32 protein-coding genes are annotated in these 26,319 nt (G+C 42.2%); 16 read left to right on the top strand and 16 right to left on the bottom strand.

Translation table 11 applies throughout. The features are described 5' to 3' along the window. Positions 1-261 precede the first annotated feature (261 nt). From KV40_RS28720 to KV40_RS28665, 12 genes are all read left to right on the top strand, one after another. Positions 262-657, top strand: a complete 396-nt coding sequence (locus KV40_RS28720; RefSeq protein WP_036488494.1) for a helix-turn-helix transcriptional regulator — start codon at positions 262-264, stop codon at positions 655-657. Positions 658-754: 97 nt separating this feature from the next. Beyond that, positions 755-2,725: a heavy metal translocating P-type ATPase gene (locus tag KV40_RS28715; protein ID WP_036488492.1), complete on the top strand. Its 1,971-nt coding sequence runs from the start codon at positions 755-757 to the stop codon at positions 2,723-2,725. A 54-nt stretch (positions 2,726-2,779) separates the two neighbouring features. Beyond that, positions 2,780-3,121, top strand: a complete 342-nt coding sequence (locus KV40_RS28710; RefSeq protein WP_052056044.1) for an STAS/SEC14 domain-containing protein — start codon at positions 2,780-2,782, stop codon at positions 3,119-3,121. A gap of 31 nt (positions 3,122-3,152) precedes the next feature. Further along, on the top strand, positions 3,153-4,073 hold the full coding sequence (locus KV40_RS28705) for a vitamin K epoxide reductase family protein (protein WP_036488488.1): 921 nt from the start codon (positions 3,153-3,155) through the stop codon (positions 4,071-4,073). A 103-nt stretch (positions 4,074-4,176) separates the two neighbouring features. Continuing rightward, positions 4,177-5,277: a tetratricopeptide repeat protein gene (locus KV40_RS28700; protein ID WP_072013934.1), complete on the top strand. Its 1,101-nt coding sequence runs from the start codon at positions 4,177-4,179 to the stop codon at positions 5,275-5,277. Between the two features lie 3 nt (positions 5,278-5,280). Then, positions 5,281-5,961: a cation diffusion facilitator family transporter gene (locus KV40_RS28695; RefSeq protein ID WP_052056043.1), complete on the top strand. Its 681-nt coding sequence runs from the start codon at positions 5,281-5,283 to the stop codon at positions 5,959-5,961. Positions 5,962-6,012: 51 nt separating this feature from the next. Continuing rightward, positions 6,013-6,852, top strand: coding sequence for a CPBP family intramembrane glutamic endopeptidase (locus KV40_RS28690; protein WP_172657359.1), 840 nt, complete (start codon positions 6,013-6,015; stop codon positions 6,850-6,852). Between the two features lies 1 nt (position 6,853). After that, a complete protein-coding gene (locus KV40_RS28685; protein WP_036488485.1) occupies positions 6,854-7,882 on the top strand; it encodes a sodium:calcium antiporter in 1,029 nt (342 codons plus the stop codon). 62 nt (positions 7,883-7,944) lie between these two features. Continuing rightward, complete coding sequence (locus KV40_RS28680) at positions 7,945-9,039, top strand: multicopper oxidase domain-containing protein (RefSeq protein WP_036488483.1); 1,095 nt, start codon at positions 7,945-7,947, stop codon at positions 9,037-9,039. A 5-nt stretch (positions 9,040-9,044) separates the two neighbouring features. Beyond that, positions 9,045-9,374: a YnfA family protein gene (locus KV40_RS28675; protein WP_036488605.1), complete on the top strand. Its 330-nt coding sequence runs from the start codon at positions 9,045-9,047 to the stop codon at positions 9,372-9,374. A 77-nt stretch (positions 9,375-9,451) separates the two neighbouring features. Continuing rightward, on the top strand, positions 9,452-10,606 hold the full coding sequence (locus KV40_RS28670) for a ZIP family metal transporter (RefSeq protein WP_036488480.1): 1,155 nt from the start codon (positions 9,452-9,454) through the stop codon (positions 10,604-10,606). A gap of 141 nt (positions 10,607-10,747) precedes the next feature. Continuing rightward, positions 10,748-11,389, top strand: coding sequence for a tetratricopeptide repeat protein (locus tag KV40_RS28665; RefSeq protein ID WP_253274415.1), 642 nt, complete (start codon positions 10,748-10,750; stop codon positions 11,387-11,389). A 9-nt stretch (positions 11,390-11,398) separates the two neighbouring features. Here KV40_RS28665 and KV40_RS28660 read toward each other — a convergent pair whose 3' ends face one another. The 3 genes from KV40_RS28660 to KV40_RS33850 all read right to left on the bottom strand — a co-directional run bounded on the left by KV40_RS28660 (position 11,399) and on the right by KV40_RS33850 (position 13,277). Further along, on the bottom strand, positions 11,399-11,818 hold the full coding sequence (locus KV40_RS28660) for a heavy metal-responsive transcriptional regulator (protein ID WP_036488477.1): 420 nt from the start codon (positions 11,816-11,818) through the stop codon (positions 11,399-11,401). A gap of 140 nt (positions 11,819-11,958) precedes the next feature. Beyond that, positions 11,959-12,762, bottom strand: a complete 804-nt coding sequence (locus KV40_RS28655; protein WP_036488474.1) for a glutaredoxin — start codon at positions 12,760-12,762, stop codon at positions 11,959-11,961. Between the two features lie 164 nt (positions 12,763-12,926). Continuing rightward, the gene (locus KV40_RS33850) at positions 12,927-13,277 is read right to left on the bottom strand and encodes a four-helix bundle copper-binding protein (RefSeq protein ID WP_072013932.1); all 351 of its coding nucleotides are present in this window, start codon (positions 13,275-13,277) and stop codon (positions 12,927-12,929) included. A 439-nt stretch (positions 13,278-13,716) separates the two neighbouring features. Here KV40_RS33850 and rppA point away from each other — a divergent pair, with 439 nt between their 5' ends. Continuing rightward, on the top strand, positions 13,717-14,427 hold the full coding sequence (rppA, locus tag KV40_RS28650) for a two-component system response regulator RppA (protein ID WP_036488471.1): 711 nt from the start codon (positions 13,717-13,719) through the stop codon (positions 14,425-14,427). 10 nt (positions 14,428-14,437) lie between these two features. Continuing rightward, complete coding sequence (gene rppB, locus KV40_RS28645; protein ID WP_253274414.1) at positions 14,438-15,790, top strand: two-component system sensor histidine kinase RppB; 1,353 nt, start codon at positions 14,438-14,440, stop codon at positions 15,788-15,790. Between the two features lie 6 nt (positions 15,791-15,796). On the opposite strand, the gene KV40_RS28640 is transcribed toward rppB, so the two are convergent. Further along, entirely contained in the window at positions 15,797-16,189 is a 393-nt protein-coding gene (locus KV40_RS28640; RefSeq protein ID WP_036488468.1) for a DUF1206 domain-containing protein, read from the bottom strand. Positions 16,190-16,298: 109 nt separating this feature from the next. Between KV40_RS28640 and KV40_RS28635 the strand changes: the two genes are divergently transcribed. Both KV40_RS28635 and KV40_RS28630 read left to right on the top strand, forming a co-directional pair. After that, positions 16,299-16,574: a thioredoxin family protein gene (locus tag KV40_RS28635; RefSeq protein WP_036488465.1), complete on the top strand. Its 276-nt coding sequence runs from the start codon at positions 16,299-16,301 to the stop codon at positions 16,572-16,574. 79 nt (positions 16,575-16,653) lie between these two features. Continuing rightward, a complete protein-coding gene (locus tag KV40_RS28630) occupies positions 16,654-17,094 on the top strand; it encodes a heavy metal-responsive transcriptional regulator (protein WP_036488462.1) in 441 nt (146 codons plus the stop codon). Positions 17,095-17,125: 31 nt separating this feature from the next. Here KV40_RS28630 and KV40_RS28625 read toward each other — a convergent pair whose 3' ends face one another. From KV40_RS28625 to KV40_RS28570, 12 genes are all read right to left on the bottom strand, one after another. Next, positions 17,126-17,782, bottom strand: a complete 657-nt coding sequence (locus tag KV40_RS28625) for a class I SAM-dependent methyltransferase (RefSeq protein WP_036488459.1) — start codon at positions 17,780-17,782, stop codon at positions 17,126-17,128. A gap of 35 nt (positions 17,783-17,817) precedes the next feature. After that, positions 17,818-18,294 carry a hypothetical protein gene (locus tag KV40_RS28620; protein WP_036488456.1) on the bottom strand — a complete coding sequence of 159 codons (477 nt, stop codon included), beginning with the start codon at positions 18,292-18,294 and terminating at the stop codon, positions 17,818-17,820. A 71-nt stretch (positions 18,295-18,365) separates the two neighbouring features. Further along, positions 18,366-18,797 (bottom strand): hypothetical protein, encoded by a 432-nt coding sequence (locus tag KV40_RS32750; RefSeq protein ID WP_052056042.1) that lies wholly within the window; start codon positions 18,795-18,797, stop codon positions 18,366-18,368. Continuing rightward, positions 18,794-19,717 carry a CDF family Co(II)/Ni(II) efflux transporter DmeF gene (gene dmeF / locus KV40_RS28610; RefSeq protein ID WP_036488453.1) on the bottom strand — a complete coding sequence of 308 codons (924 nt, stop codon included), beginning with the start codon at positions 19,715-19,717 and terminating at the stop codon, positions 18,794-18,796. Before dmeF ends, KV40_RS32750 begins: the two co-directional genes overlap by 4 nt. 39 nt (positions 19,718-19,756) lie before the next feature. Beyond that, positions 19,757-20,299 (bottom strand): cupredoxin domain-containing protein, encoded by a 543-nt coding sequence (locus KV40_RS28605; protein WP_036488450.1) that lies wholly within the window; start codon positions 20,297-20,299, stop codon positions 19,757-19,759. Positions 20,300-20,330: 31 nt separating this feature from the next. Next, positions 20,331-21,155, bottom strand: a complete 825-nt coding sequence (locus KV40_RS28600; RefSeq protein ID WP_253274413.1) for a hypothetical protein — start codon at positions 21,153-21,155, stop codon at positions 20,331-20,333. Positions 21,156-21,157: 2 nt separating this feature from the next. Continuing rightward, entirely contained in the window at positions 21,158-23,440 is a 2,283-nt protein-coding gene (locus KV40_RS28595; protein WP_036488447.1) for a heavy metal translocating P-type ATPase, read from the bottom strand. After that, entirely contained in the window at positions 23,437-23,658 is a 222-nt protein-coding gene (locus KV40_RS28590; RefSeq protein ID WP_036488444.1) for a heavy-metal-associated domain-containing protein, read from the bottom strand. Before KV40_RS28590 ends, KV40_RS28595 begins: the two co-directional genes overlap by 4 nt. Before the next feature lie 36 nt (positions 23,659-23,694). Further along, positions 23,695-23,889, bottom strand: coding sequence for a heavy-metal-associated domain-containing protein (locus tag KV40_RS28585; protein ID WP_036488442.1), 195 nt, complete (start codon positions 23,887-23,889; stop codon positions 23,695-23,697). 87 nt (positions 23,890-23,976) lie between these two features. Then, a complete protein-coding gene (locus tag KV40_RS28580) occupies positions 23,977-24,354 on the bottom strand; it encodes a hypothetical protein (RefSeq protein WP_036488592.1) in 378 nt (125 codons plus the stop codon). A 49-nt stretch (positions 24,355-24,403) separates the two neighbouring features. Further along, a complete protein-coding gene (locus KV40_RS28575) occupies positions 24,404-25,798 on the bottom strand; it encodes a rhodanese-like domain-containing protein (protein ID WP_036488440.1) in 1,395 nt (464 codons plus the stop codon). 22 nt (positions 25,799-25,820) lie between these two features. Next, positions 25,821-26,270, bottom strand: a complete 450-nt coding sequence (locus tag KV40_RS28570; RefSeq protein ID WP_036488438.1) for a beta-lactamase hydrolase domain-containing protein — start codon at positions 26,268-26,270, stop codon at positions 25,821-25,823. Between the last annotated feature and the right edge of the window lie 49 nt (positions 26,271-26,319).

Below are 26,319 nucleotides of genomic sequence, written 5' to 3'. Positions count from 1 at the left end.
AGTAATACCCGTTACTAAGGAGAGAGAAATCTTAGTGCAATCGTTTTAGCTCACAACGGCAGTCTGGAAGTGCAGTGTGAAATTGGGAAAGGAAGAAATTTCATATTGAGATTGCTCACACATTATTAGTAGTAGAAGAAACTGAAGATTGTATTTGTTCATCTGAATAGACATTCATGTGTAAAATGAGTATCATTATCATAAGGGTAAGTAAAAAGCTGTATTGACTCAGCCAAATTGATTGGTTCAGAGCCCAATAAAATGAATAAAGTTGATAAATCGAACAAACAAAGTTCTGCGGAATCAAGCGCACCAACTTGTGATTCGCCTTTAGTTCATTTAGAGCAAGTACGCCAAGTACAATCTAAAATTGTAACTACAGAAAAAGCACAGCAGATGGCTCAGTTTTTTGGGGCAATGGCTGACCCTCATCGCCTTAAGCTTCTTTCTGCTTTGGCTAAAGCCGAACTTTGTGTTTGCGATCTAGCAGCAGTAGTCAAGATGAGCGAATCGGCTGTGTCTCATCAGTTACGTTTGCTCCGAAACCTTCGCTTAGTGAAGCATCGTCGTGAAGGGCGTAACGTCTATTACAGCTTGACAGACGCGCACATTGCCAATCTCTATCGAGAAGTAGCCGAACATTTGGACGAAGTTTAATTCTTTTTCGGACTCATTGCTTAATTGCTTTTTTTTGGATATTATCTGAACAAGTATTCAATTGTTCAATAATCAAATCCATTTAAATGTATAGATAGTGTCAAGTCAACATTCCTCTGGTTGCTGTTCGACCGATAAAAGTCATAATCATCAAGGTCATGACCACAGCCACGAACATGGTGAGTTCGATTTACGTCGAGAGCTTATTCCCTTAAGTATCGCGATCGCTTTATTTCTGGTGGGATTAATTTTTAATCAGCCTTTGCACGATACCCCAGGAGCAATCGCTGAGTATGCAGTTTTGATTCCCGCTTATCTAATTAGCGGTTGGAGTGTGTTAACCAGTGCGGGGCGGAACATTCTGCGGGGTAAAATCTTTGATGAAAACTTCTTGATGACCATTGCCACTTTGGGAGCGGTCGCGATTCACGAATTGCCCGAAGGTGTGGCGGTAATGCTATTTTTCCAGATCGGCGAACTATTTCAGGGTTTTGCAGTTGGGCGATCGCGCCGTTCGATTAGATCGTTACTAGAAGTACGTCCTGACAAAGCGAATCTCAAGATAGATGGTGAAATTAGAGAAGTTGCACCAGAAAAAGTAGAAGTTGGAGATACCATCGTTATTAAACCAGGGGAGAAAGTACCTCTAGATGGAGAAATCTTAGCGGGTAGTTCCCAGGTAGATACTTCGGCACTTACGGGGGAATCAGTCCCTCGCACGGTAAAAGAAGGCGAAACAATTCTAGCAGGGGCAATCAACCAAACAGGTAGCTTAACGGTTCGAGTCACCAAACTGTTTGCCGAATCTTCCATCGCTAAGATTTTAGATTTGGTCGAAAATGCTAGCAGTAAAAAAGCTCCTACAGAAAAATTTATTACTCGTTTTGCCCGTTATTATACTCCCGTTGTCGTTTTTCTCTCTCTAGCAGTTGCCATTTTACCGCCCCTACTGATTCCTGGTGCGACTAGCGAACAGTGGGTTTATCGAGCTTTAGTGTTATTAGTCATTTCCTGTCCCTGCGGACTAGTTATTAGTATTCCTCTGGGTTACTTTGGCGGGGTTGGTGGTGCAGCCAAAAGAGGAATTTTAGTTAAAGGTTCGACTTTCCTCGATGCTCTAACCGATGTCAAAACGGTTATTTTTGATAAAACTGGAACGTTAACCGAAGGGGTATTTCAAGTTACTCAGGTAACGCCTTATAACGGCTATAGCGAAAAAGAAATACTAACTGTTGCTGCGCTCGCTGAATCTCAATCCAATCATCCCGTAGCGCGATCGATTGTGGAAGCTTACGACAATAAAATCGCTACCTCTGACATTACGATTACCGATTCTGATGTCACCGACTATGAAGAAATACCAGGACACGGTATAAGAGCTAAAGTTCGGGGAAGGTCAGTCTTGGCAGGAAACGATCGCCTATTACATCGAGAGAATATAGAACACAATACCTGCAATGTAGAAGGAACGGTAGTTCATTTAGCCATAGATCGCAAATATGCTGGCTATATCTTAATCTCTGACAGAATCAAAGAAGATGCCTCAAGAGCGATCGCTCAATTGAAAAAAGCAGAAGTCAGCGAAACCGTAATGCTGACGGGAGATAATCGAGTTGTAGCTCAAAGTGTAGCCGATAAACTCGGCTTAGATACCTATAAAGCCGAATTGCTGCCAGAAGACAAAGTAGAGGCGATCGAGCAGTATCTCCGTAAATCTGACACAAAAAGTAAAGTGGCATTTGTGGGCGATGGTATTAACGACGCACCTGTAATTGCTAGAGCGGATGTAGGGATGGCAATGGGGGCATTGGGTTCGGATGCAGCGATTGAAACTGCCGATGTTGTGCTAATGGACGATGCCCCATCCAAGGTAGCAGAGGCAATAAATATAGCCCGTAAAACTCACACTATTGTCTGGCAGAACATCATCCTAGCAATGGCAGTTAAAGCCCTATTTATTTTACTCGGTGCGATCGGTATTGCAACTCTTTGGGAGGCGGTGTTTGCCGATGTCGGGGTAGCACTGTTAGCGATTTTAAATGCTACTAGGGTTTTAAAAGTTAACTGAAGCCTGAAATAAAAATCTATACGCGGGTAGTTGGAGGAAAGAATGTATCGAGTAATGAGTGAAAGTTCGGGAAACGTTGTAGGAATTAAAGTAAGCGAACAATTAACGGAACAAGATTATCAAACTTTAGTACCGCTACTAGAAAAAGCAATCGGCGAACATGAAAAAATCCGCTTACTTAGGGATATGGATGACTTTGAAGGCTGGAGTTTAGATGCTCTCTGGCAAGATTTAAAATTCGATTCCGAGCATAAAAATAATATCGAACGTCTTGCTTTGGTGGGCGATAAACAATGGGAAAAGTGGATTTCACAATCTACGAAACTATTTTTTGAAGAGGCTAAATATTTTGACCGCGACCGCGCTATTAAAGCCTGGAATTGGCTTCGAGCATAAATAGATTCAAAAAAATAATGTGAGATTTTTTATGAGACGAAGAGGTTCTACTCCCTGGATTTATCGCTGGTCGCGTCCTTTAATCGCGGGAATAGCCAGCATCGGCGCGGTGGGGACGGGTTATTTAACAGTAGTCAAATTAACTGAAGGAACGGCAGCTTGCCCTACAGGTGGTTGTGATGTGGTGCTATCGAGTCCTTATGCCACTGCGTTTGGTTTACCCCTGACTCTGTTTGGTTTCTTGGGCTATTTGAGCATGATTATCTTTGCCGTCGCGCCCCTTTTGGTAACTTCCCCTAAGAAAAAGAAACTACGCGCCAAACTCGAACAGTGGACGGGTTTATTGCTGTTTCTGGGAGGAACGGCAATGGCGGTATTTAGCAGCTATTTGATGTATCTCCTTGCCTTTGTCATCAAAGCTGTTTGTATTTATTGTGTTGTCTCGGCTTTGCTTTCAGCCAGTTTGTTTATTTTGTCGATTATCGGTCGTTATTGGGAAGATCTTGGACATTTGCTGTTTTCGGGTGTAGTTGTGGCAATCGTGGTTTTAGTCGGAACGCTAGGGGTATATGCCAATATCAATAATCCCCAAGTTGCCGAGTCCAACCCTTACGCCGTTACTACCGAATCGGGGACTGCTGAAGTTGCTCTCGCCCAACACCTGACCCAACAAGGCGCAAAGATGTATGGGGCTTATTGGTGTCCTCACTGTCAGAATCAAAAACAGTTGTTCGGTAAGGAAGCATCCAGTCAAATAGATTATGTTGAGTGCGATCCTTCAGGTGAAGAGCCTCGACCCGATCTTTGTCAAACAGCAGGTATTCAAGGTTTTCCTACCTGGGAGATCGAGGGGAAATTGTATCAAGGAGAAAAAACACTAGCAGAGTTAGCCAATTTATCGGGCTATCAGGGCGATCGCAATTTTACTAACGCTTCCGAACACGGACATTAATGCTATTTTTCTCTAATTCAGTTTTCTATTTTAAAAACAAATGAGCGAATATTTTTTGCTTAAGGTTAAGCGGTGGGTTTTCAGGATTGGTCGAACAAAACAGATGCAGCTAAAACTACTTATATTCAAACTCGCTCTTTTAAACGGAATTATCGGAACGATGCTTCCTGTAAATGCTCATTCACCAAAAGAGACATTGGAACAGTGGGAAGCAGATGTAGAAGTCAATCAGCTTTTGAGGCAAGGGAAAGAATTGATAGAACAAGGCAGACTAGTGGAAGCTTTGAGTGCTTACCAGCACGTAATTAGTTTAGAAAGTGAAAATCCCCGCGTCTTTTCGGCAATTGGCTACGTACGAGCAACCCAGTCCAACTTTTCTGCAGCAGTAGAGGCTTTCCAAAAAGCGATCGCCCTAGAACCTGACAATCCTCACTTTTACTACGGACTGGCTTACAGCCTTGCTAGTTCCGAAGCTTATGCTGAAGCTGCTGATGCTTACAATCAAACCATCAAACTCGACCCCAACCTTGTCAATGCTCATTTAGGTTTGGGAGTAGTGCTGCTACGCCAACAAAACTACGACGGTGCATTGGATGCTTTTTTAAGAGTAACCACCCTCGCTCCAGATAATGTTAACGTTCTCGCTTATCGCACGATGGGAACTATCTTACTTCAAAAACAACAGTTTTCCAAGGCGATCGAGGTTTTACAACGAGCAGCCGAACTCGCTCCCTCTGAAAGTACGATTCAACTAGATCTGGGAATTGCTTGGTTGAAGTTAAACAATACTTCTAAAGCTATAGCAGCTTTTGAACGGGCTGCCGAGTTAAATCCCAATGATGGCAAAATTCATTTTCAGGTGGGCAAAATTCTCCAAATAGAAGGCGATGTTGACGCAGCATTAACTGAGTATCGCAAAGCAGCCAATATACAACCAGATTCAGTGGAAACTAGAAAAGCGATCGCCGATATCCTTTTAGAACAGCAGGATTACTTAATGGCGATCGTCGAACATCGTCAGGTAATAGTTCTTCAGCCCAAAAATGCCAAATCCTATTACCATCTAGGACTGGCATTGAAAGAAAGACAGCGCATCGAAGAAGCTATTAACGTCCTCGAACAAGCCCTAAAGCTCTATCAACAGCAGAGTAACGCCGAGCGGGTAGAGACTGTTGAAAATATTTTAGATGAATTACAAGAATAGCTAATGATACCAGTTCAAAGCGATCGCCATAGCGAAATACCTTTAGAAGAATCTAAAACTCAACCACTGAAATTATTATGGATTGTTTTATGTCTGCGAAGTGGGCTATTTTTAGCTGAATTAATTACGGGACTTCGAGTACATAGTTTATCCCTTATCGCTCTATCTGGACATCTTTTTATCGATCTGATGGCGATCGCTATTGCCATAGCTGCTGCTTGGCTGGTAGAGCATTCTTCTCCTAGAAAACTACCCATAAAACCCGAACAAATCGAGGCTATAGCTGCTTTACTGAACGGTTTGATTCTTTTGGTAGTAGCAGGAGCGGTTGTTTGGGGAATTTTGCATAACGTTCGAGCTTCTGCTTCTGAAGCTGGTTTACCGATGTTGGCAATAGCAGCATTAGGACTACTTGTTAAAGGGATAAATGCCAGTTTGCTTTACGAAGAAAGCCACCACAACTTAAATGTGCGGGGTGTATTCTTCCATGCGATCGCCGATGGTGGTAGTTCCTTTGGTTTGCTTGTAGCAGCCTTAGCCATTTTCTACCTCAATTGGCTTTGGGCAGATACGGCAGCTAGTTTATTAGTGGTTATTTTTATGCTGATAAGTGCCATCTCCTTGTTGAGAGATAGTTGCTCTCTTTTAGTTAATCTTGATAGAGAGAATAGACAATACTATTAATTTTTCTCTAACTCTATTCATTATTTTAAACCTGATTTCAAATTGTCAATTTTGAAAGTAAATTTTACCATAATTGCTAGTTATCCAGCACCATTAAGGCTGCTAATATTCTTGTTATTTCTCTTGTTTTTATGGATTCCTGTGGCACTCCCTTTTTATTTACTGCTGAATAGTAACAAAAACTTGACCACAATTGTTACTATGACGTTGCTTTATCTAGAGTTTATAGGTTTATTGTTTCTTTGGCATAAACAACTTTATGCCAAAGAAAATTGGTGGCAAACTTATGGATTATATTTCACTCGAAAAAATGCCATTGAATTATTGAATGGCTTAGGTATTGGACTATTATTAATTTTTAGTCTATTTATTTTAGAAGTAAGTTTAGGATGGGTGAATCTTCTTAATTCATCTGAAAATTTAACTCGGATAGTTTTTGAGGGTCTACTAAGTTCATTAGGGATTGCTATGGCAGAGGAACTATTCTTTAGGGGGTGGTTGTTAGAGGAATTGAAACGGGATTATTCTACGATAAATAGCGCATTATTCAATGGAATTATTTATGCCACATTGCACTTTTTAAAACCTATTGAAGAAATTATTAGAACGTTTCCTCAATTCCCCGCTTTATTTTTATTAGGATTAACTTTAGCTTTGGCAAAATCAGTAAATTCGGATAAATTAGGAATTTGTATTGGTTTACATGGAGGTTTGATTTGGGGATATTATATATTTGATGTGGGTGAATTATTGAACTATACAGGAAAAGTTTCTCCCTTAATTACTGGAATTGATAATAATACAATGGCTGGTGTTATAGGACTATTTTTTTTAGGAATTTTAAGTTTTTGGTTTTGGAAAAAATATAGATCAACAAATTTATATTTATAATATGAACATTTGGATTTGGGCTGTAGTTCTTATTGCTGCTGTTTGGGCAGCCCATTGGGGTGCAGAACAACTAGACGAACCCCTAAAGAAATTACGACGACAGTGGGGATTAACTCAGGTAGCTGGCGCAGCTTTTGTGGGATTGGCTGCTGCTAGTCCCGAAATTGGTATCAATACGGCGAGTGCTATTAGAGGAGTATCGGATATCGGCTTGGGAACGATGCTGGGGTCAAATATCATTGCTATTCCTATACTTGTTACAACTGCTTACTGGGCTTCTCGCCGAGAGCAATTAGGAGATAAAGACGATCCAGAATTAGGAGAAGATTTTGATACCCATGCCCGTCACCGCCAGCAAAGATTGTTGCGAGTGGAAAAAACAGCCGTCAGTGTCCAAGCGATTCCCTATTTGGCAATTATTGCCGTAGTAGCTGTTTTGACTCTGCCCAAATCGGTACGGGGGCTTCAGCCCATCGATGGTTTGGTCATGGCGATCGTCTATCTAGCCTATCTCGGACAGGCGGTATTTCGCGGTCGTCAGCAAGGTAGAGAGGTGCAGTGGACAAAGCAGGAAACGTTGAGGGCGATCGCGGGGGTTGTAGTTTTAGCGGTTGGCGCGTATTTTACGGTAAGGGCAACCGAAAATATTGTTGGTGCGATCGGTATTTCGGAAATTATCGGAGGACTATTCATCACCGCACCAATGGCAATGTTACCAGAACTATTTGCCACCTGGAGTGTCACCCGTAGCGGACAGGTAACTGCTGCTACTACTAGCGTTATCGGCGACCACGCCGTAACTATGACCATCGCTTTTGTCCCCTTAGCATTAGCAACTGCACCAGTTAACGATCTTCAGCTTTATTCCGTTAATCTTGCTTTTGTCGCTCTGATGCCAGCTTTATACGCTGCCTTTATTCATTGGGGAGGGAGAGAACACGGCTTTCAGTTTTGGCAAGTATTAGTTCTAGATAGCGTTTATCTAATTTATCTCTACATTATGCTCTTTGGCGTACTCAATGTTTTGTAAACCTAAAATCACTTCTCTAAACAGCCTATATTTACTAGCATCTGTTAAAATATGAGAAGATTATGAAAAGAAATAAGATGATATTTGATGTTTCCAGGCGATCGCTGCTGGGAATGGGATTGCTCGGAGGGGGAAGTATTTTAAACAGGTTTTTACCCAGTCAGGCATTAGCTCAAAAGCCCAGGCAGCACAACAATCACTTTACTAACAGTGCAGTTCACGGTGGCAGCACTACAGTGGGAGATGTGGATAATGCACGTAATGGTTTTAGTCCCCGCGATATCTTAACTGATTGGGACGGGGGAAAAGTGTCTCAATTACCCGACGGTCAGACTTTGCGAGAATATGACATGACCGTAGAAGAACGGGAAATTGAAATTGCCCCTGGAGTGTTTTATCCCGCCTGGACGTATAATGGTCGCGTTCCTGGTTCTACCATTAGAGTTACCGAGGGCGATCGCGTGAGAATTAATTTTCGCAACAACAGTCAGCATCCCCATACCATTCACTTTCACGGTATTCATTCCGCCAGACAAGATGGCGTTCCAGGAACGTTAGAAGCGATGCCAGGAAAAGAAGTCGTCTACGACTTTGACGCTAAACCTTTTGGCTGTCATCTCTATCACTGTCATTCTGCCCCTTTTAAGCGACACCTGCATAAAGGACTCTACGGCGCATTCATTGTCGATCCCGAACCCAAACGCCATCCAGAAGCCGAACAGATAGCACGATCGCGTTTATTAGGAACTCCCGAAAACCAACAGTGGCAAGAATTCTTAATGGTGATGAATGCTTTTGACACTAACTTCGATAAGTCAAACGAATTTTACGCCGTTAATACGATTCCTCACGAATTTATGAAGCGACCCCTCCGCATCGAACGCGATCGCCCCGTGCGAGTTTATCTGATTAACGTGACGGAGTTCGATCCAATTAACTCTTTTCATCTTCACGGTAATTTTTTTGACTATTACGATAGCGGAACTACTCTGACTCCCACCCTTCGCACTGTCGATACCGTGATGCAGTGTCAGGGGCAACGAGGCATTTTAGAATTTTCTTTTCAAGAACACGCACCAGGACAGTATATGTTTCACGCCCATCAATCGGAATTTCTCGAACTCGGTTGGATGAGTGCTTTTGAGGTAGTGGCATAGTGCGAATACAAGTTTTAAGTTCCATATTTTATTTTCTATTAGCTGGATTATGTGAGATTGGCGGAGGCTATTTAATTTGGCGGTGGTTGAGAGAAGGAAAAAGCTGGAAAGAAGCTCTAGCAGGCAGTTTAATTCTTACAGTTTACGGTTTAATAGCTACCCTGCAACCTGCTAACTTTGGGCGCGTTTATGCAGCTTACGGGGGAATTTTTATCACTCTGGCAATTGTTTGGGGATGGCGAGTTGATGGCATTGTGCCAGACCGTTTCGATTTGTTGGGAGGTGCGATCGCTCTTTTGGGGGCTGGCATTATTATGTACGCCCCTAGAAGGTGAAAACACTGCGCGGTCAACGTTTCGAGGCAACCTCGAAACTACGCGCACTAAATCTAATTAATATTTGAGGTATCGTGATGAAAAAAACCTGGCTTTGGGCAATCTTGCCTTTTATTGCCCTGATAACTTCGATAGGTGTTTTTCTCTCTACCAATCCCCTCAGTCCTTTGGGGATTTCTGCACCCCCTTTAGAAAATCTGACCGTAGAACGAACCGTATTGAGCGATCGCGGTATTTCTTTGTTAGTCAGGGCGGAAGGTTCAGAACCAATGCAAATTGCTCAAGTGCAGGTAGATGGCTCTTACTGGACGTTTACTCAAAAGCCTCCTGGTGCTATACTAAGACTTTCAACCGCTTGGCTCGATATACCCTATCCTTGGGTAGAAAACGAAGCCCATCATCTCAATTTTGTCACCAATACGGGTCTTAGTTTTGAACACACTATCGATGTGGCGGTAGCCACGCCTCAATTCTCCCTGAGTCGTCTTTGGGGCTTCACTTTATTAGGGTTATATGTTGGTGTCGTGCCTGTGGGATTGGGAATGTTGTTTTATCCTTTCCTTAAAACTTTAGGTGGAGAGGGAATCAAGTTTATTCTCGCTTTGACCTTGGGAATGTTGGCTTATCTTTTAGTAGATACTATTGAAGAGGGGTTGGAGCTAGCCAGTGGTGCAGCCAATGCTTTTTCGGGTAGCATTTTGGTTTGGGCGATCGCAGCTATTTCTTTTCTGGCAATTTTAGCTATTGGTCGCAGTCGGAGTCAAGCTCCTGAAGGACAAAGCCTATCTACTTTCCTATCTTTCAGTATCGGCATTCATAATTTAGGAGAAGGATTAGCAATTGGTACGGCTTTTGCTGTTGGAGAAGCAGCACTCGGTTCGCTTTTGGTCGTTGGTTTTACTCTGCACAACCTCACAGAAGGCATTGGTATTGCTGCACCGTTAGTTAAAGCTAAACCTAAATTAATCACTTTTTTCGGCTTAACCGCTTTAGCGGGGCTACCTGCGGTATTAGGAACGTGGCTCGGCGTGTTTGCCTTTTCTCCACATTGGGCAGTAGTATTTATGGGTATCGGTGCGGGAGCGATCTTACAGGTAATTGTGGAAGTGGGTTCGTATCTGGCACGAACCGCCAGCAAAATCGGTGGTACTTGGTTATCTAAGATTAGTTTGGCAGGATTTAGTGCGGGATTGATAGTAATGTACGGTACGGCATTGCTGGTTAACTTCTAGCTGTTCAAAAGAAGCCTGATGTCAGATCGATTTTAGTTTCTATTACTAGAATGGTATTGAGAGGTGAATATTCTCGTTCCGAGTTACAGCAAGAACGATCCAGTAATGAAACCGATTAAAATATTAGGCATTTTATTAGGGATGACATTAACATTTGGAGGATTTTCGGTTTTTGTCAGACCAGCTTTAGCTATTGCTTCTACCGACCGCATGAATGCTGAAAGCCTGTTCGAGCGCGGTACGGAAAAAATTAATCGCGGTGACTACCAATCGGCAATTGCTGACTTCGATCGCGTTATTGAACTCAATCCTAACTATATTGAAGCTTATTGTAGTCGGGGAATGGCACACTTTGGCTTGGGAAATATGGAACGAGCGATCGCTCAATTCGATTTGGCATTAAAAGTTGCTCCTCGTCATGCTGATGCTTTGAATAGAAAAGGTATCGTTCTGGCACAGCAAGGCAATCTAGAGCGAGCAGTTAACAGCTTCGACCGAGCTTTAAATCTTAATTCTAACTTTGTTGATGCCTATTACAATCGAGGTAAGGCGCGTACTGAATTAGGAAATCTTCAAGGTGCGATCGCTGATTATGACGCAGCAATTAAGCTCGCTCCTAATTTAGCTGAAGCCTATGGTAATCGTGGATTTGTTCGCGCTCGAATAGGAGAAAAACAAAAAGGTTTAGAAGATTTACAACTGGCAGCAAAGCTGTTTTTGGATTCGGGAAATATAGCTGGATACAAACAAACACTTGCTTATATTCAAATGATTCAAAAGTAGTTTGATTAGTCAAGATACTATGGATACGCTAGAAATTAAAGGACAAACCTCATCCAAGTTCGATTGTGGGTCGGGATTATCGAGCCAACTAGTACGATACCCTTCTAATTCTTTTTTGAACAGATTCATCCGCTTAATCTGAATTTCTAGTTGCTCGATCTTGTCATCTAATAAACCCCGTACTAAATCGCAGGGTTTTTCTCCGCGATCGCGTACATCGAGAATTTGTTTGATTTCTTCTAGAGTGAATCCCAGAGTCTGAGCTTTTTTAATAAACTGCACCTGTGAACCTGCTTCTTGGCTATAGTAACGATAGCCATTATCGCCTCTCTGTACGGGAACTAAAAGTCCAAGATCGCTGTAGTAACGTAAAGTTCCTACAGCAAAACCCGTTTGCTTGGCTAATTCTCCAATTTTCAAATAAGACATCTTACCTTACAGTTATTTTGCTACTAATAAAGTATAAACTCTCTAGCCGACTAGAGAGTCAATCGGTCGCCCGAATTTACTTTGAGCGCGTGTGACCAATCGTTGGTCAAGGTAATTAGAAGCAATATAATGATGTTTATCTATTTAACAGCCTCTTGCAAGCGAACGATCGCAGCAGGTTCGGCTTCTTTAATTTTGGCTGTTTCCGCTTCGCCTGTAAAAGTATTGAACAGAAGTACTCCACCCATAACTGCCATAATCGCATTCTCGGCAAAGCTGACGACACCTAATGGCGTTCTCGAACCACCACCAACACAGGCACAGTTGAGGTCTAATTTGTCGATGTATACCGCTTTGAATACAGAAATTCCGCCACTAACACCAATAGCTAGAGAAGCTACTCCTGTTGCTATGGGTGCAACTCCCGACAAAAAGCCCAGCCCGATCGCTAATTCAGCAAAAGGATATACTTTGGCGTAGGGTCGAATTCTTTTGGTAATTAGGTCGTATTTTTCAAAACCTTGGGCAAAAGATTCGATATCCATTAGCTTGAGGGTAGCCAGCAGGGATAGAGAGTAACCCATAAACCCAGTTATGCCCATAGTGGTAGCCAAAGCTAGTAGCCCTGCGGAGGAAAAGACGGCGATAACGGGAACGTAAGAAGTTTCATCCTCTTCTTCTTCTACCTCGACATCCAATTTTTCGGCTAAGTCAGAATAGCCACCAATTCTCTCATCCCCTGCAAAAATCTGAGGCGTAGTTTTGACATTGTGTTTGGCTTTGAACTCATCTATCTCTTCACGTGATCGCAGTTTGTGGTCTTCAAAATCGATCCCTTGTTCATTGAGTAATTTAACTGTCTTAACTCCCCAAGGACATTCGTGTTCGGGGGTTAACATCCGATATACTCTTACTTTTTCTGTGTTTTTTAGAGTATTAGTCATAATTGTATGTCAAGCGTTTTAAAATGCTATGAATATAGAATAAACTCTACAGTCAACTGTAGAGTCAAGTATTTGGCGAGAAAAATTGCTTCTAGAAATTTGTTGTTTAAAATGGCTACTAGCTGACAAATACTTATGCTTCGACAGCCAGTAGCAATTCAAACTTATGCTGCTGCTGCCATTTGACGGCAAGATTCGGCACAGCGACGACAGGATTCGGCACAGCGTTGGCAGTGGTCGCTATCATGTTTGCCGCATTCTTCAGCGCAGCGATCGCAAGCATCGACGCAGACACCACACATTTGAGCGTGAATACCAGAGGAACGCATCATCAAACGGGCGCAAAGGTCACAGGTGTCGGAACAGTCACGACATAGTTCGATACACTTAGACATCATTTGCACCATGTCGCTGTTTAAACAAGCGGTAGCGCAGTTCTCGCAATCTTTTAGACAATCAAGGCAAGCCTGAATACATGAATCTAAATTGGATGATTGAGTAGTAGAAGCTGTCATAATTGAATTTTCCACATTATTGGTTTTGTTGTAGTGTAGTTTTACCTACAATTTCTAAGCTATAGAGGTTGAATAAACATCACATCTTTCTTATGAGTGAATCGTAATTTATGACTAAAGAAAGAAAGACATTTCATTCTAATTTCATTTTTATGTTGTAAGAAATTTTAATAGTCATTTTTATATTTAAAACTTATCTGCAATTCATAGTATTGTACTGCAAAAGCAGATTATGATAGGCTATAAATACAGAATAAAAATATTTTTATAACAATAACGATCGATAATTACCCGACCAAAATAATATATTTTAATTTAAAAACTCTGTTTTTTATCGAAGCTTTTGTTTTATAAACTAATATTTATAATTAGCAATATTATTAAATTTAGTAATTACCTAAATTAAAACAATCGTCAGAATAAATAGGTAAAATACGAGATGCGAATTTTGTTAGTTGAAGATGAGCCAGATTTGGGAGCAGCCCTAAAAGATACGTTAAATCAACACAATTATGTTGTTGATTGGGTTTTAGATGGTCATGAAGCCTGGAACTATTTAGAAACCGAAGAGATAGAATATCACGTAGCGATTTTTGACTGGATGCTACCAGGATTATCGGGAATTGAACTCCTGCGACGATTGAGAAGACAAAAAAGCTTTTTACCAGTATTAATGTTGACCGCTAAAAGCGAGATCGAAGATAAGGTAACTGGTTTGGATACAGGTGCGGACTATTATCTGGTTAAACCATTTGGTATGCAAGAGTTACTAGCAGTAATACGGGCATTACAGAGGCGATCGCCCGAACTCGCACCACAACAGTTAACTTTAGGCTGTCTGTCTCTCGATTACAGTAGCAATTCGGTTTGTGTCTGCGATGCTCAAAATTGCCAGCAAACAGTTCCTCTAACTAGCAAAGAATTTCAGCTACTCGAATATTTTATGCGGCATCCCGATCGCATTGTTAGCCGCGACCAAATTTTATCGCAGCTTTGGGACTGGAACGCTGAAACTATGAGCAATGTTGTTGCCGCACAGGTAAGATTGTTAAGACGTAAGCTTGCTGATTGTGGCTGTGCCGACCCTATTGAAACCATTTACGGCTTGGGTTATCGTTTTGATTCCAATCCTTACTTAGTTTCAGAGTAAACGGGCAATAATGATAAATCAAAATTGGCTTTTCAGAAAAACCCGTAGGCAATTAGCCATTTGGTTTATTGTGGTGATGGGTATCATTCTGACGATTTGCGAATTTAGTCTCTATCAAATGGTAGCTCACGCCCATCGAGTTACGGTCGATCGCGAACTAACATCGGTTGCCAATACGCTTCATAACGGATTTTCAACTCTTCTCAGCCAGCCAGGAAAATTAGAACCCAGAATTAAAAGTCTTCTACCAGATATTTGTCCTTACAATCGGCGTTGCGTCGAGCTAAATAATGCTCTTTCCCAGATTGGCGCAATTTATCAAATAGAGTATTACGTGCGTTTGCTAACTCCCGCTCGAGAACCTCTAGCTATTGCAGGAAGAAGATTTAATGCCTTATCTATTTCTAAAAGCGATCTTCAATGGCAAACTCTTCGGGATAATCGAGGACTACCCTATCGCCAAATTTCTCTAACTCTACACACCAAAGACAATCGAGTTTGGGGTTATCTCCAAGTAGGACGCTCCCTAGAAAATTTTAACGACTATTTAGGTAACGTTAGATGGATCTTAATACTAGGATGGCCTCTTGCCATGTTCTTAGTGACTCTTGGTGCTTGGTGGTGGGTAGGTAAAGCAATGCAGCCAATTTACCGCTCCTATCGGCAAATTCAACAGTTTACCGCCGATGCCGCTCACGAATTAAGAACGCCTTTAGCAGCGATTAGAGCGACGGTAGAATCGTCTCTAATGAAACTCACTCCGAGCGAAGTCAATGCCAAAAATACGCTGCAAACTATAAACAGACAGAATCAGAGACTATCACAAATTGTGTCCGATTTACTGATTTTGAGCCGTCTAGACCGTCAATTATCGAGTTTTAAAACATCATTCAACGAGTCGGTTATACTCAATGATTTAGTTGGCGATATCGCTGAAGAATTTGCCGCTTTAGCGATCGCTGCCAATCTCGAATTAAAGTTGCAGAATGATGGATCGGAGTCTTTAGAGGTAATAGGTAACTCCGAACAACTGTATCGACTAGTATCTAATTTAGTTATTAACGCTATTAACTACACTCCAGCAGGTGGTAAGGTAGATATAATTTTAGAATCGACTTATTCTAATAGTTTAATTCACGTTCGCGATACGGGAATTGGCATTTCCAAGCCAGAGCAAAAGCGAATTTTCGATCGCTTTTATCGTATTCAGAGCGATCGCTCCAGACAGACAGGCGGTTCGGGATTGGGTTTGGCTATAGCTAGGGCGATCGTTCAAGCTCATCGAGGTAGCATCGAACTCGAAAGCGAATTAGGGGTAGGAAGTACATTTATCGTTAAGTTACCTAAACTAGAAAGCAATTGATACTTTCTAATTTATTTCGACCCGACGATAGCGAACCTTTAGCAACAAACATACTGCAAAAGCTATAAGACCCAAAGCTGCTATAGTCAACAAAACTTTACCATAAGGTTGTAGGGCTAAGGTCAATAAAGCTCCATCTAAACCTTTCACTTCTTGCGGATTGTAATTTTTAGCAGCGTCAACTACAAAAAAACCAGCGATCGTAAAGACAACACCCCTAGCAGCTATTCCAAAGCGACTGATATGAACTAGCGTCTGTTCCTGTATCGTTCCAAGCTTCTCGATCCTGTGCTTTCTGTGAAACTTAACTCTGCAAGCGAAATAAATTTTATAAAAACCAATACCTATGATAATCGCGCCAACTAAACCAACCAGCCATCTACCAAAAGGCTGCTGCATCTAAAAAAGTCTGAGAAATCAAGCACAAAATCTTATTTTCTCTTGACATTAGAGCTAGCTCTAAAGTTTAAGCTAAATTTAGAACGACAATATTTTAGAGGAAAAAGAGATGACAAAACGATTAGTAGAAGTATTCACTGCTGGGTGTCCTTTGTGTGATGAAACCGTCAAGCTGGTACGAGATTTAGCTTGTTCTAACTGTGAAGTAAAAATTTACGATTTGCGCGAGGGATGTGCTACTAATGAATGTCTTCAGAAAAAAACGAGCTATGGAATTCATCGAATTCCTGCTGTAGTTGTTAATGGTCAACTGGCTGAATGCTGTCAGAACCAACAGCCTGTATCTCGCGAAATGCTTGTAGCTGCTGGTATTGGACAGGGATAGAGTTAGATAATAGTAGGATAGGCATTGTCTACTCTACTTGATGAATTAGTCTTATCATCAACTATTTAATTTAAGCAAAATGACAGATCGAGATGGCTGGTTAATTGGTAAATTGAGCGATCGCGTGGGGATATCGGCTCATACAATCCGCTATTACGAACGCTTGGGATTACTCGAACCTTCAAAGCGCACTGAATCAGGATACCGTATCTATGGAGAAGAAAATGAAGAACGTTTGCGCTTCATTCAAAAAGCCAAAAGATTCGGGCTGTCTTTGGATGAAATCAAACAGCTAATCACTGTTAGAATTAAAGGAACGCCTCCTTGTGCCAGCCTCAAAACAATGGTTAAGCAACATCTTGACGATTTAGACCGCAAAATTGAAGAAATGGTGTCTTTACGTCGAGAAATAGCCAGTAGATATAAAGAAATAGATAGATTGTTAGCGGATGTCTCTGCTCCTACACCCAAGCAAATTTGTCGGGGCAAAATCTGTGGGTTAATCGAATCTATTAATTAGTTCTGTAAACAAATTGCATAGCCTGATTTTACTAGAATTGCGCCTTCTTAACTGCCACTCCAATAATCTGTGGGCTGACAATCGCTGGAACATCCGCTCGGAAATGCTGATAATCAACTCGCTTAAATCCTGCATTTTCTAGTGCGATCCAGGTTTCGCGATTGGGATGACAGCCATCGCCGAGAACTGTCCAGACAGGCTGTATCCAGTTTTGTATTCGTCGCAGTCGGGTTTTCTGTGGTGCAGCTACGTGTTCGAGAAAGAAAAATCGTCCACCTGGTTTTAGTACTCGCAGAATCTCTTGCAGCACGGTAGAGAGATTTTCTACCGAACATAAAACCAACGTGCTGACTACCGCATCGATACTGTTATCTTCTACATCTAACCGTTCGGCAGTTCCATTTTTAATGTCAATGTTCAATCTTACTCGTTCTGCTTCTTGCAGAAGGTAGGGATACATATGAGTATTTGGCTCGATTCCGAGCCAACGAACATCGCCAGGATAATAACGTAGATTAGGTCCAGTTCCAGGTCCAATTTCTAGGATATTACCGTGCAGATCGGCAAACAATTCCTGCTTGCGATCGCTCATTTCTGCTTCATATTTAGCCGTAGCATGAGCCATTAGCCAAGCAAAGAGTCGTTGATACCAGCCTGGAGTAGATTTATCAGCAGATTTAACGTTCATTTATTTACTCGTATTTCGTCGGTTTAACGACTTACTCAATTTAAAGATTTAGGTTTAATCGATGAAAGTTGTCTTTTTACAAACCAAATAATCAAGGGTGGAATTATTAACCACTGAAGTATGGGTAACAAGCCCGTGCCGAAAACTGGGAGTGTCGGCATAACTTCGCCATACTGCCATCGATCTAAAACTCCTGTAGCCAAAGCTTCAAAAATTATCGTAATCATAATTCCCACCAAAACAAAAACAACAACTTGCCACCAGTTAGGTTGGAGAATCCAGCGACGCGACTTTGACAGAACTACGACAGTCCCAAAAGCAGCAAGTGAAATTCCCACATCTCCTACAGTAGCCTGAGTACAATTGTTAACTACATTTATGCAGGTAAACTCAGATGGAATCTGAAAAAAAGGCATTTGCTGCATTTCCCACAAGAAATTAAGCAGAAAGGAGAAAACGGCGACGTTTAATTCGGGTAAATTAAGCCAACGCAAGAAATCGATCTTTGACATTCGAGAAATTTATTTACATACAATGCGATTGCCTGAAAAACATTAAGTAAGCTAAAAAACGGATTTAATCTCTAACTATTAGGCAACAACTCAGAGTTTTCTGGCTGCGTTTGTGCTGCCGAAGAACAATGATTTGGCAATCCAGCAAAACCTGTAAACAAACCAAATATAACTGCAATCGCTCCTAAATTGATTACGTTGTCAACAATAGTTGCTCGAAGAGCTGCACGTCTTTTTTTTAGCTGTATCTGTCTGACGGCGCGATCGATAAACTCTGGGGAAATATGAGCTTCTGCACCAATTTCTCTTAGTTCAGCTAGAGAGTAGGTTTGTTCGTGTTTTGCCTGAAGTTCGGCAGCCAGAGCAAAAATTTCTGATGTATGTTCTTGAGAAATTCGATGATTTGATTTAGTCATAGATAAATAATTATTAATTAAGTCATAGTGTCGGTTGTCAAAAAGTTTGACTTTATCGCCCTGCTCGCTCGCTACTTTGTATTTCACTTCAGACAGGGTTCGCCCCGACATTGGTTGACTTCTACTAGAACATGGCTGAGAGAAGATATTCCATTTAGCAAACCTTTATAATATTCTGGCGATCTCGGGTAGTGAGTAACTAAGGAAATAGTTGCAGCCAAAGAGTTTTCACCAACATACCAAACGTGCAAATCGGCGATCCGATTATCGGCATCTGCTTCAATAGCAGTCATAATATCTAATTTTATTTGCTTATCAATCGTCCCGTCGAGCAAAATTGTACCCGTATCTCGGACTAGATCGTAAGCCCATTTAGAAATAACACCCGCACCGACTAATCCCATCACTGCATCCAACCAAATCCAATTCAAATACTTGCCAGCGAATAAAGCAATAATTGCCAAAATTGAAGTCAGAGCGTCGGTGAGAACGTGAATATAAGCAGCCTGAAGATTAGAATCGTGATGGTGATGGTGGTGATGGTCATGATGATGACGATCTTGTAACAACCAAGCACTTACTAAGTTTACGATCAAACCTAAAATAGCTACAGCAATCGCTTCATTGAATTGAATCGCTATAGGTTCAAAAAAACGAGTCACAGACTCGACAGCAATAGTTAAAGCCGTTACCGCCAGAGCAACAGCACTAGTATAGCCACCGAGAACGGTAACTTTTCCCGTACCAAATGTATATCTAGAATTATTAGCATGACGGCGAGCATAACGATAAGCAAACACGGCAATACCAAACGCTGCGACATGAGTTGCCATGTGCCAACCATCAGCTAGCAAAGCCATCGAGCCAAAGAAACTTCCCGCTACGATCTCCACTACCATGGCGATCGCCGTCAGCCACATTACCGTAGTAGTATTGTGTTCGGCACGGTCGCGATCGAGCGAAAAATTATGGGAATGTTGCCATTGTTCCAGTATCTCCTCATGCATTGAACTACTCCTTAAATTGTTTAATCTAGTAGATAGGAGCTATGATGCGTCATTTGCTTCTGCTTTAATTACTCCACGATACATATTCATGCCGCAGGTAAAAGTATATTCTCCTGGTTGTTTGGGAGTGACTTCTACAGAAGTAGTTTGGTTTAAAGTTAAATCTAAGGCTTTATTGAAGTCTGGTAGTAGCACCTGTTCCAAACAGCCACTAGGATCTTGACGATAAAAATTGAGCCTGACGGGTTCGCCAGCAGCTACTTCAATTCTATCGGGAGTGTAACCTCCATCTACTGTAATATCTATCTCTTGAATGCCTCGATCTACCCGTGCTTTTTGAGATTTGGTTTTGCTAAACATAAACCACCAAAGTTCCGCCCCAATTAAGCCCAAACCACCTACGGCAACGGCAATTTTTAAACTTAAAGGCTGTTCGAGCTTTTGGAATTGAGCAGTTTGTTCGCCTTCGGAAATGGGCATTTCCACTTCCATATCTCTCTGTGCTAATGCGACGTTAGGTATTAAAGCAAGGAAAAATCCCAACCCCGCTAGAGTGCCATATAGTTTAGTTTTAGTTAACATCTTTATTTATATTTATACGTATTTGTCTTGTTTAGCGATCGCCCTGACGTTCTGGATGACCGAACCAAGAGTGAGGAGAATCGCTGTATTTCTCTGCCATCAACTCCACCACATCATCCATCTGTTTATCGGCTGCTACCCAACCATTTTCTAGATCGGGAAAGTCTAATTTGCAGTTCTCACACTTTTTCCCGTCATAAAAACGGATCGGACACCAAAAAGACTCGACATTACGCAGCATTTCGGCACCGAGAGAATATACGCCCGTCATCCAGTCGCAATACCAACACCAAATTAAGTCGTGTCCTACCAAACCTTCAAACTTGTGCCGACTGACGTTGACCCACTCACCAATATTGTAATGAGGAAAGCCTAATATCCAGACTAGCAGGGGATAGATAGTAATTTCTGACAGGCGAATTAAAAGAAACATGGGTAAAGCCAAGGTAGAAACCCATAATCCCAAATGATTGCGCCACCAGCCAATTTCTTGATTTAAAAAATGAACGATCCGCGAACCGCTCGTAGCTTCAGGATGAGTTCTTTGGTGCCAAAAAATCCAAAGCTGCATTGCCGTAATCTGTCCGACTAAGGTAGCTACCAAACCCAACCAACCTGCTATCCAACTTCCTATTAACCAGGGAATTGGTACGAGCATTAATACAACAAAATCCAGTCCAGGGGCGCGGGTACAAGCTTCAGAGATTGTTTTGCCTAACTTTCCCGTACTAGGTAGTGCTATCAAACAAGAAATAAATGCCACTTCAAAGGTTAAAGTCGCGGTAGCTATGGCGGTATAAACGTTCATCAAAGTCATTGACTGTTTGAAATTAATTATTGTTTGGATGTCGCTCATGTTTAGACTCGCACTTTCGACGGACTAAAGTTACGTAATCTCAAGGCATTAGTTATCACTGAAACCGAACTAAACGCCATTGCAACTCCAGCAACAATCGGATTGAGCAACCAGCCAGAAAAAGGAAACAAAATACCTGCTGCAATAGGAATACCCAGGACGTTATAGATAAAGGCAAAGAAAAGATTCTGACGAATATTGCTAATCGTTGCTTTGCTTAACTCGATCGCGGTCACAATACCCTGTAACTCACCAGAAATTAGAGTAATATCGCTAGCTGCGATCGCCACATCCGTTCCCGTACCGATGGCAATACCCACATCTGCCTGTGCTAGTGCGGGAGCATCATTGATACCGTCTCCTACCATCGCCACAATCTTGCCTTCCTGCTGTAGTTCCTTAACCTTTACTGCCTTTTGGTCGGGGCGTACTTCGGCTTCGACTCTGACAATACCCACCTGACGGGCGATCGCTTCGGCGGTTTTCTGATTGTCTCCCGTCAGCATTACTACTTCCAAATCTAGGTTGCGTAAAGCTCTAACTGCTGCATTGGAAGAAGGCTTGACCGCATCGGCAATGCCCATAATGCCTTCTAGTTGTTTGTCTACGGCAATTAGCACCACGGTTTTTGCTTCGGCTTCCCAAATATCCTTTTGTTTTTGTAACTCGTCGGCATGAATACCCAACTCACCCATCCAGCGTTGAGTACCGATTTGAATCAGACGACCCGATACTATACCCTGTACGCCACTACCTGCCACTGCTTCAAAATCTCTAGCTTCTGTTGGTTCGATATTCTGCGATTCGGCGTATCTAACCACAGCTTCGGCTAAAGGATGTTCGGAGTTGCGTTCGACTGCTGCAACTAAACGGAGTAGTTTTAATTCTGCACCATCGCTAATACCCCGAACAGCTTGATAGTTAGTTACAGTCGGTTTTCCTTGAGTAATCGTCCCTGTTTTATCGAGAACAATAGTTTGTATTTTATGGGCTAATTCTAAACTCTCTGCCCCCTTAATTAGAATCCCGTTTTCTGCACCTTGACCAGTACCGACCATCACAGAAGTAGGAGTAGCCAAACCCAAAGCACAGGGACAGGCAATAATTAGCACTCCGACGGTAGTAATCATTGCTAGGGAAATATTACCCATGACAATAAACCACAGCACAAAAGTAGTTATGGCGATCGCAATTACGGCGGGAACAAACCAACCCGTTACTTGGTCGGCTAATCTTTGAATTGGTGCTTTAGAACCCTGGGCATCTTGTACCAATTGCACGATCTGGGCTAATACCGTATCTCTACCGACTCTAGTGGCTTTAAATTTAAAACTGCCTGTTTTGTTAATAGTCGCACCAATTACTTCATCCCCTGGCTGTTTTTGAACGGGAATACTTTCTCCTGTTACCATCGCTTCATCGATCGTCGAATTACCGCTCACGATCTCGCCATCGACAGGTATCTTTTCCCCAGGACGTACCAAAATAATGTCGTCAATCTGTACTTCACCGATCGGAACATCTATTTCTCGTCCATTGCGTATAACCCTCGCATCTTTAGCTTGCAAACCCATCAGTTTACGAATTGCCTCGGAGGTTTGTCCTTTGGCACGATTTTCAAACCACTCTCCTAGTAGAATCATCGTAATGACTACAGCAGCAATTTCGTAGTACACTTCTGGCATTAAGCCCTGGGTTAAAAAGAAATTAGGAAAGACAGTAGCAAATACAGAGTAAAAGAAGGCTGCGCTAGTACCCAAAGCGATTAAAGTATCCATGGTGGCAGCATGACGCTTAAAAGCTTTCCAAGCATGGATATAAAAACCATAACCACACCAAAACTGCACGGGAACGGTCAAAATTAACTGTAGCCAGGGGTTGTGCAACCATGCAGGAATAAAAGGTAATTCTAACCCTGTCATCATCGGCAGCGAACCGATAACTAAGATAATACTTATTATCCCACCCACAATTATTTTACGGAATAAATCGCGAGATTCGGCTTTGCGGGCTGCTTGTTCGGCATCATCCTCTCCCGTAATCATCTCCTGTTCCTGGAGAGAATAAGATGAATAGCCAGCTTCTTCTACCGCGTATTGAATTTCCTCAATACCAGTGCGACGGGGATTGTATTTAATCGCAGCCTGTTCTGCACCGAAGTTAACGTTACAGGACTCTACTCCAGGAACATTACTAATTGCCTCCTCAATACTGCTGGCGCAGGAAGCACAGCTCATTCCTCTGAGTTTAAGATTGATGTTTTCTATATTGGTGGCGGTGTTCATAAATCGTAGAAGAAAGGTTTGGCAAGACTTGCACAATAGCCCGCATCATCAAGCACTTCGATAACAGCCGATTCAGAAGCCTCGGTTTTTACCGTCACTTGTTTACTTTGAAGGTGGGTTTCTACTTCTGCTTCGGGATCGAGAGAGTGAATCGCTTCGGTAATGGTTTTGCTACTAGCATTGCGAGATATATTTTGAATTTCCAACTGTATAAGCATGGCGTTTAGTCGCTTTACTAGCATTAAGTTTTCAATTTAAGCAGCGGGATAACCAGCAGCAGCGATCGCTTCTCGGATGGATGATTCTTTAGCTTGGGTGTCTACTTTGACTTGCTTGCTTTTAGGATCTGTTTGTACGTCTGCACCAGGATCGACTGATTGAATCGCTTTGGTAATGGTCTTACCGCAACCACCACAAGCCATGCCTGGTACTTTTAGTTCTATAGTCATTGTTATTTACCTCGTTTGTTTAGTTCTAAAATTAGCTTAAACTCTCAAGTTAGCTAGAGAGTCAAGGGGATAAGAGAAATTTTTTATCTACTGTTGAGGATGGTGTTCGGAATTTCCCGACATCTGAGAATTATTGCCATTCATCGAGTTCTCACCCATCATTTCTTCCATCTGTCCCATCATTTGCTTCATGTGTTCCTTCATTTGTCGATCGTGTTGTTGTAATTCCTCTGGAGACATCTGAGCTAGCTGCTGCTGCATTTGACCCATTCTCTGCTGCATCTGCCCTAGCATCTGCTGATGCTGTTGCCGTATTTGCTCTGGAGTCATTGAGTCTGTCATAGTGCCATTGGGCATCTCAGGCATATCGGTAGTGGTCTGTGCCACAGAGGAAGTCGCGCTCAACCCAATCGCGATGAGTCCCGCTAAAGCGAAAGCTCGTAAGGCTTTACTATTTGAATTCATTTTTCTGATTGAAATCATGCTGATTTTCATATTTTGTTGTTCTGTGTGTTTAAGCTGTCTGTTCGACGGGAAGTTCGGCACTCTTCCAGGCTTTCCAAGAGCCAGGAACATTGTTTACTCTCTCGAACCCATGTTTTTGTAAAATGCTGGCAGCTAAGGAGGCGCGATAGCCCGTACCGCAGTAAACGGCGATCGCTCGCTCTTTATCTAATTCATCTAGATGTTCTGCTAAATGAGGTACGTAGATATGTTTTGCTCTAGAAATTGCCCCATTTTCATATTCACCGTCGCTACGCACGTCTAGTATGGTTAAATCCGCATCATCTTTGTGCCGATCTAACTCTTGTACCGTCATCTCACCAACGCGCTGTAGTGGTAATCCTGCGTTGTACCAATCGAGCATTCCATTGTGTAAATAGCCCGCTAGGTTATCGTAACCGAGGCGAAATAGTTGTTCGGTAATGAGATTCAAATCTCGCTTACTTTCGATTACCAACAAAATTTCTCTTTCTGGCTCGATTGTCCAGCCCACCCAGGTAGGGAATGCAGGACGCAGGGCGATATTAATTGCGCCAGGGATATGTCCGCCACCAAAAGCGAGAATCGATCGCGTGTCGATAACTACGACATCTTCTCTAGCCATTTTTTCTCGAAACTGGTCTACCGATAATGGCTGTAGAGTAGGGATGCAGCCCATCACCTTTGCACCTTTAGCATTAACTTTTTTCAGACGCGGGTAATGGGTGGGTGGTTCGGGTAAATCGCTTAAAATCCATTCGATAAATTCTGCTTCACTACGTTGTTTGAAAGCATCGCTAAAGACTCGCTCGTTACCGATAGTGCTGCGATCGCGATCGCCAATCGATTTACCGCAGGATGAACCCGCGCCATGACAGGGATACAATTCCAGGCGATCGCCCAATGATAAAATTTTATCGAACAGAGAATGATACAGTTTGGCAGCTAAATTCCGTTCCGTTCCCCTGCCGAGTAGATCTGGTCTGCCAACATCTTTATTAAATACAGTGTCTCCAGTAAAAATACCAAAGGGTTCTTCTCCCTGTTGAGAATCAAACACCAGTAGAGAAATATGTTCGGGGGTATGCCCTGGGGTATGCAGAACGCGCAGAGTAACCTTACCCAGATGTAATTCGTCTCCCTCGTTTAGCTGCCGACAGTCAAACTGATAGTCATTGCTTTTCCCAACGTAAATTGGTGCGCCAATGCGGGCTTGTAGTTCGTGCGAACCCGAAACAAAATCCGCGTGGATATGACTTTCAATGATATGGGTAATTCTTACACCGAGCGATCGCGCCATTTGCAGATACACATCTACATCGCGACGTGGATCGATTACGGCTGCTACACCTGCCTTGTCATCTCCAACTAGATAAGATAGTTGAGCAATACCTTCGACTTTTATTTGTTGTAAAACTAATACCATAATGCTTTATTCCTAAGACTTCTTAATTAGGCTGATGTTGGGAGATATATTGTTTAAAAAATTCCTTCATTTGGGGAGATTTATCGCAGTCGAAACCCATCGCTTTCCCTTTTTCCATTGCCTCGTCTGCTGACATCCCCTCTTTGGTGGCAAGGTACATCAGAGAAAATGCTCCCGAACGTAATCCAGCTTTACAGTGTGTTAACAAAGGTTTGGGCAAACTATCTATTTGCTGAAGTACTCGATCTGCCAAGTCTTCGTTTATGTTGTCTGGTTTGACGGGGATATTAACGTAATCTAGTCCTGCTGCCTTTGCTCGTTCTCCTTCGTCATCTAAAAATCCTTCTTCTTCGGGCGATCGCAAATTCAATACCGATTTATATCCTTCTCTGCTTGCTTGTTGTAACTGGTCTACTGATAATTGTTCCGTAGCTACGGCTAAGTCTTGATTAATTTTTTTTACCTTTTCCATAATTATTGCTTGAGAATTATTTACCTTATTAACTACTTTGCTTTTAAAG

This window comes from Myxosarcina sp. GI1, assembly GCF_000756305.1.
Taxonomy (GTDB): Bacteria; Cyanobacteriota; Cyanobacteriia; order Cyanobacteriales; family Xenococcaceae; genus Myxosarcina.
This window is presented reverse-complemented; position numbering and strand designations above follow the sequence as displayed.

Excerpts from the sequence above, each read along its gene's own strand:
- KV40_RS28720 (WP_036488494.1), top strand. The coding sequence starts at position 262 with ATGAATAAAGTTGATAAATCGAACAAACAAAGTTCTGCGGAATCAAGC.
- KV40_RS28590 (WP_036488444.1), bottom strand. The coding sequence starts at position 23,658 with ATGCTTATACAGTTGGAAATTCAAAATATATCTCGCAATGCTAGTAGC.
- KV40_RS28680 (WP_036488483.1), top strand. The coding sequence starts at position 7,945 with ATGAAAAGAAATAAGATGATATTTGATGTTTCCAGGCGATCGCTGCTG.
- KV40_RS28625 (WP_036488459.1), bottom strand. The coding sequence starts at position 17,782 with ATGAACGTTAAATCTGCTGATAAATCTACTCCAGGCTGGTATCAACGA.
- KV40_RS28640 (WP_036488468.1), bottom strand. The coding sequence starts at position 16,189 with ATGCAGCAGCCTTTTGGTAGATGGCTGGTTGGTTTAGTTGGCGCGATT.
- KV40_RS28655 (WP_036488474.1), bottom strand. The coding sequence starts at position 12,762 with ATGACTAATACTCTAAAAAACACAGAAAAAGTAAGAGTATATCGGATG.
- KV40_RS28600 (WP_253274413.1), bottom strand. The coding sequence starts at position 21,155 with ATGAGCGACATCCAAACAATAATTAATTTCAAACAGTCAATGACTTTG.
- KV40_RS28580 (WP_036488592.1), bottom strand. The coding sequence starts at position 24,354 with ATGAATTCAAATAGTAAAGCCTTACGAGCTTTCGCTTTAGCGGGACTC.
- KV40_RS28700 (WP_072013934.1), top strand. The coding sequence starts at position 4,177 with ATGCAGCTAAAACTACTTATATTCAAACTCGCTCTTTTAAACGGAATT.
- KV40_RS28575 (WP_036488440.1), bottom strand. The coding sequence starts at position 25,798 with ATGGTATTAGTTTTACAACAAATAAAAGTCGAAGGTATTGCTCAACTA.
- KV40_RS28570 (WP_036488438.1), bottom strand. The coding sequence starts at position 26,270 with ATGGAAAAGGTAAAAAAAATTAATCAAGACTTAGCCGTAGCTACGGAA.
- KV40_RS28685 (WP_036488485.1), top strand. The coding sequence starts at position 6,854 with ATGAACATTTGGATTTGGGCTGTAGTTCTTATTGCTGCTGTTTGGGCA.
- KV40_RS28585 (WP_036488442.1), bottom strand. The coding sequence starts at position 23,889 with ATGACTATAGAACTAAAAGTACCAGGCATGGCTTGTGGTGGTTGCGGT.
- KV40_RS28705 (WP_036488488.1), top strand. The coding sequence starts at position 3,153 with ATGAGACGAAGAGGTTCTACTCCCTGGATTTATCGCTGGTCGCGTCCT.
- KV40_RS28595 (WP_036488447.1), bottom strand. The coding sequence starts at position 23,440 with ATGAACACCGCCACCAATATAGAAAACATCAATCTTAAACTCAGAGGA.
- KV40_RS28665 (WP_253274415.1), top strand. The coding sequence starts at position 10,748 with ATGACATTAACATTTGGAGGATTTTCGGTTTTTGTCAGACCAGCTTTA.
- KV40_RS28710 (WP_052056044.1), top strand. The coding sequence starts at position 2,780 with ATGAGTGAAAGTTCGGGAAACGTTGTAGGAATTAAAGTAAGCGAACAA.
- dmeF (WP_036488453.1), bottom strand. The coding sequence starts at position 19,717 with ATGCATGAGGAGATACTGGAACAATGGCAACATTCCCATAATTTTTCG.
- rppA (WP_036488471.1), top strand. The coding sequence starts at position 13,717 with ATGCGAATTTTGTTAGTTGAAGATGAGCCAGATTTGGGAGCAGCCCTA.
- KV40_RS33850 (WP_072013932.1), bottom strand. The coding sequence starts at position 13,277 with ATGACAGCTTCTACTACTCAATCATCCAATTTAGATTCATGTATTCAG.
- KV40_RS28670 (WP_036488480.1), top strand. The coding sequence starts at position 9,452 with ATGAAAAAAACCTGGCTTTGGGCAATCTTGCCTTTTATTGCCCTGATA.
- rppB (WP_253274414.1), top strand. The coding sequence starts at position 14,438 with ATGATAAATCAAAATTGGCTTTTCAGAAAAACCCGTAGGCAATTAGCC.
- KV40_RS28695 (WP_052056043.1), top strand. The coding sequence starts at position 5,281 with ATGATACCAGTTCAAAGCGATCGCCATAGCGAAATACCTTTAGAAGAA.
- KV40_RS28635 (WP_036488465.1), top strand. The coding sequence starts at position 16,299 with ATGACAAAACGATTAGTAGAAGTATTCACTGCTGGGTGTCCTTTGTGT.
- KV40_RS28620 (WP_036488456.1), bottom strand. The coding sequence starts at position 18,294 with ATGTCAAAGATCGATTTCTTGCGTTGGCTTAATTTACCCGAATTAAAC.
- KV40_RS28605 (WP_036488450.1), bottom strand. The coding sequence starts at position 20,299 with ATGTTAACTAAAACTAAACTATATGGCACTCTAGCGGGGTTGGGATTT.
- KV40_RS28660 (WP_036488477.1), bottom strand. The coding sequence starts at position 11,818 with ATGTCTTATTTGAAAATTGGAGAATTAGCCAAGCAAACGGGTTTTGCT.
- KV40_RS28630 (WP_036488462.1), top strand. The coding sequence starts at position 16,654 with ATGACAGATCGAGATGGCTGGTTAATTGGTAAATTGAGCGATCGCGTG.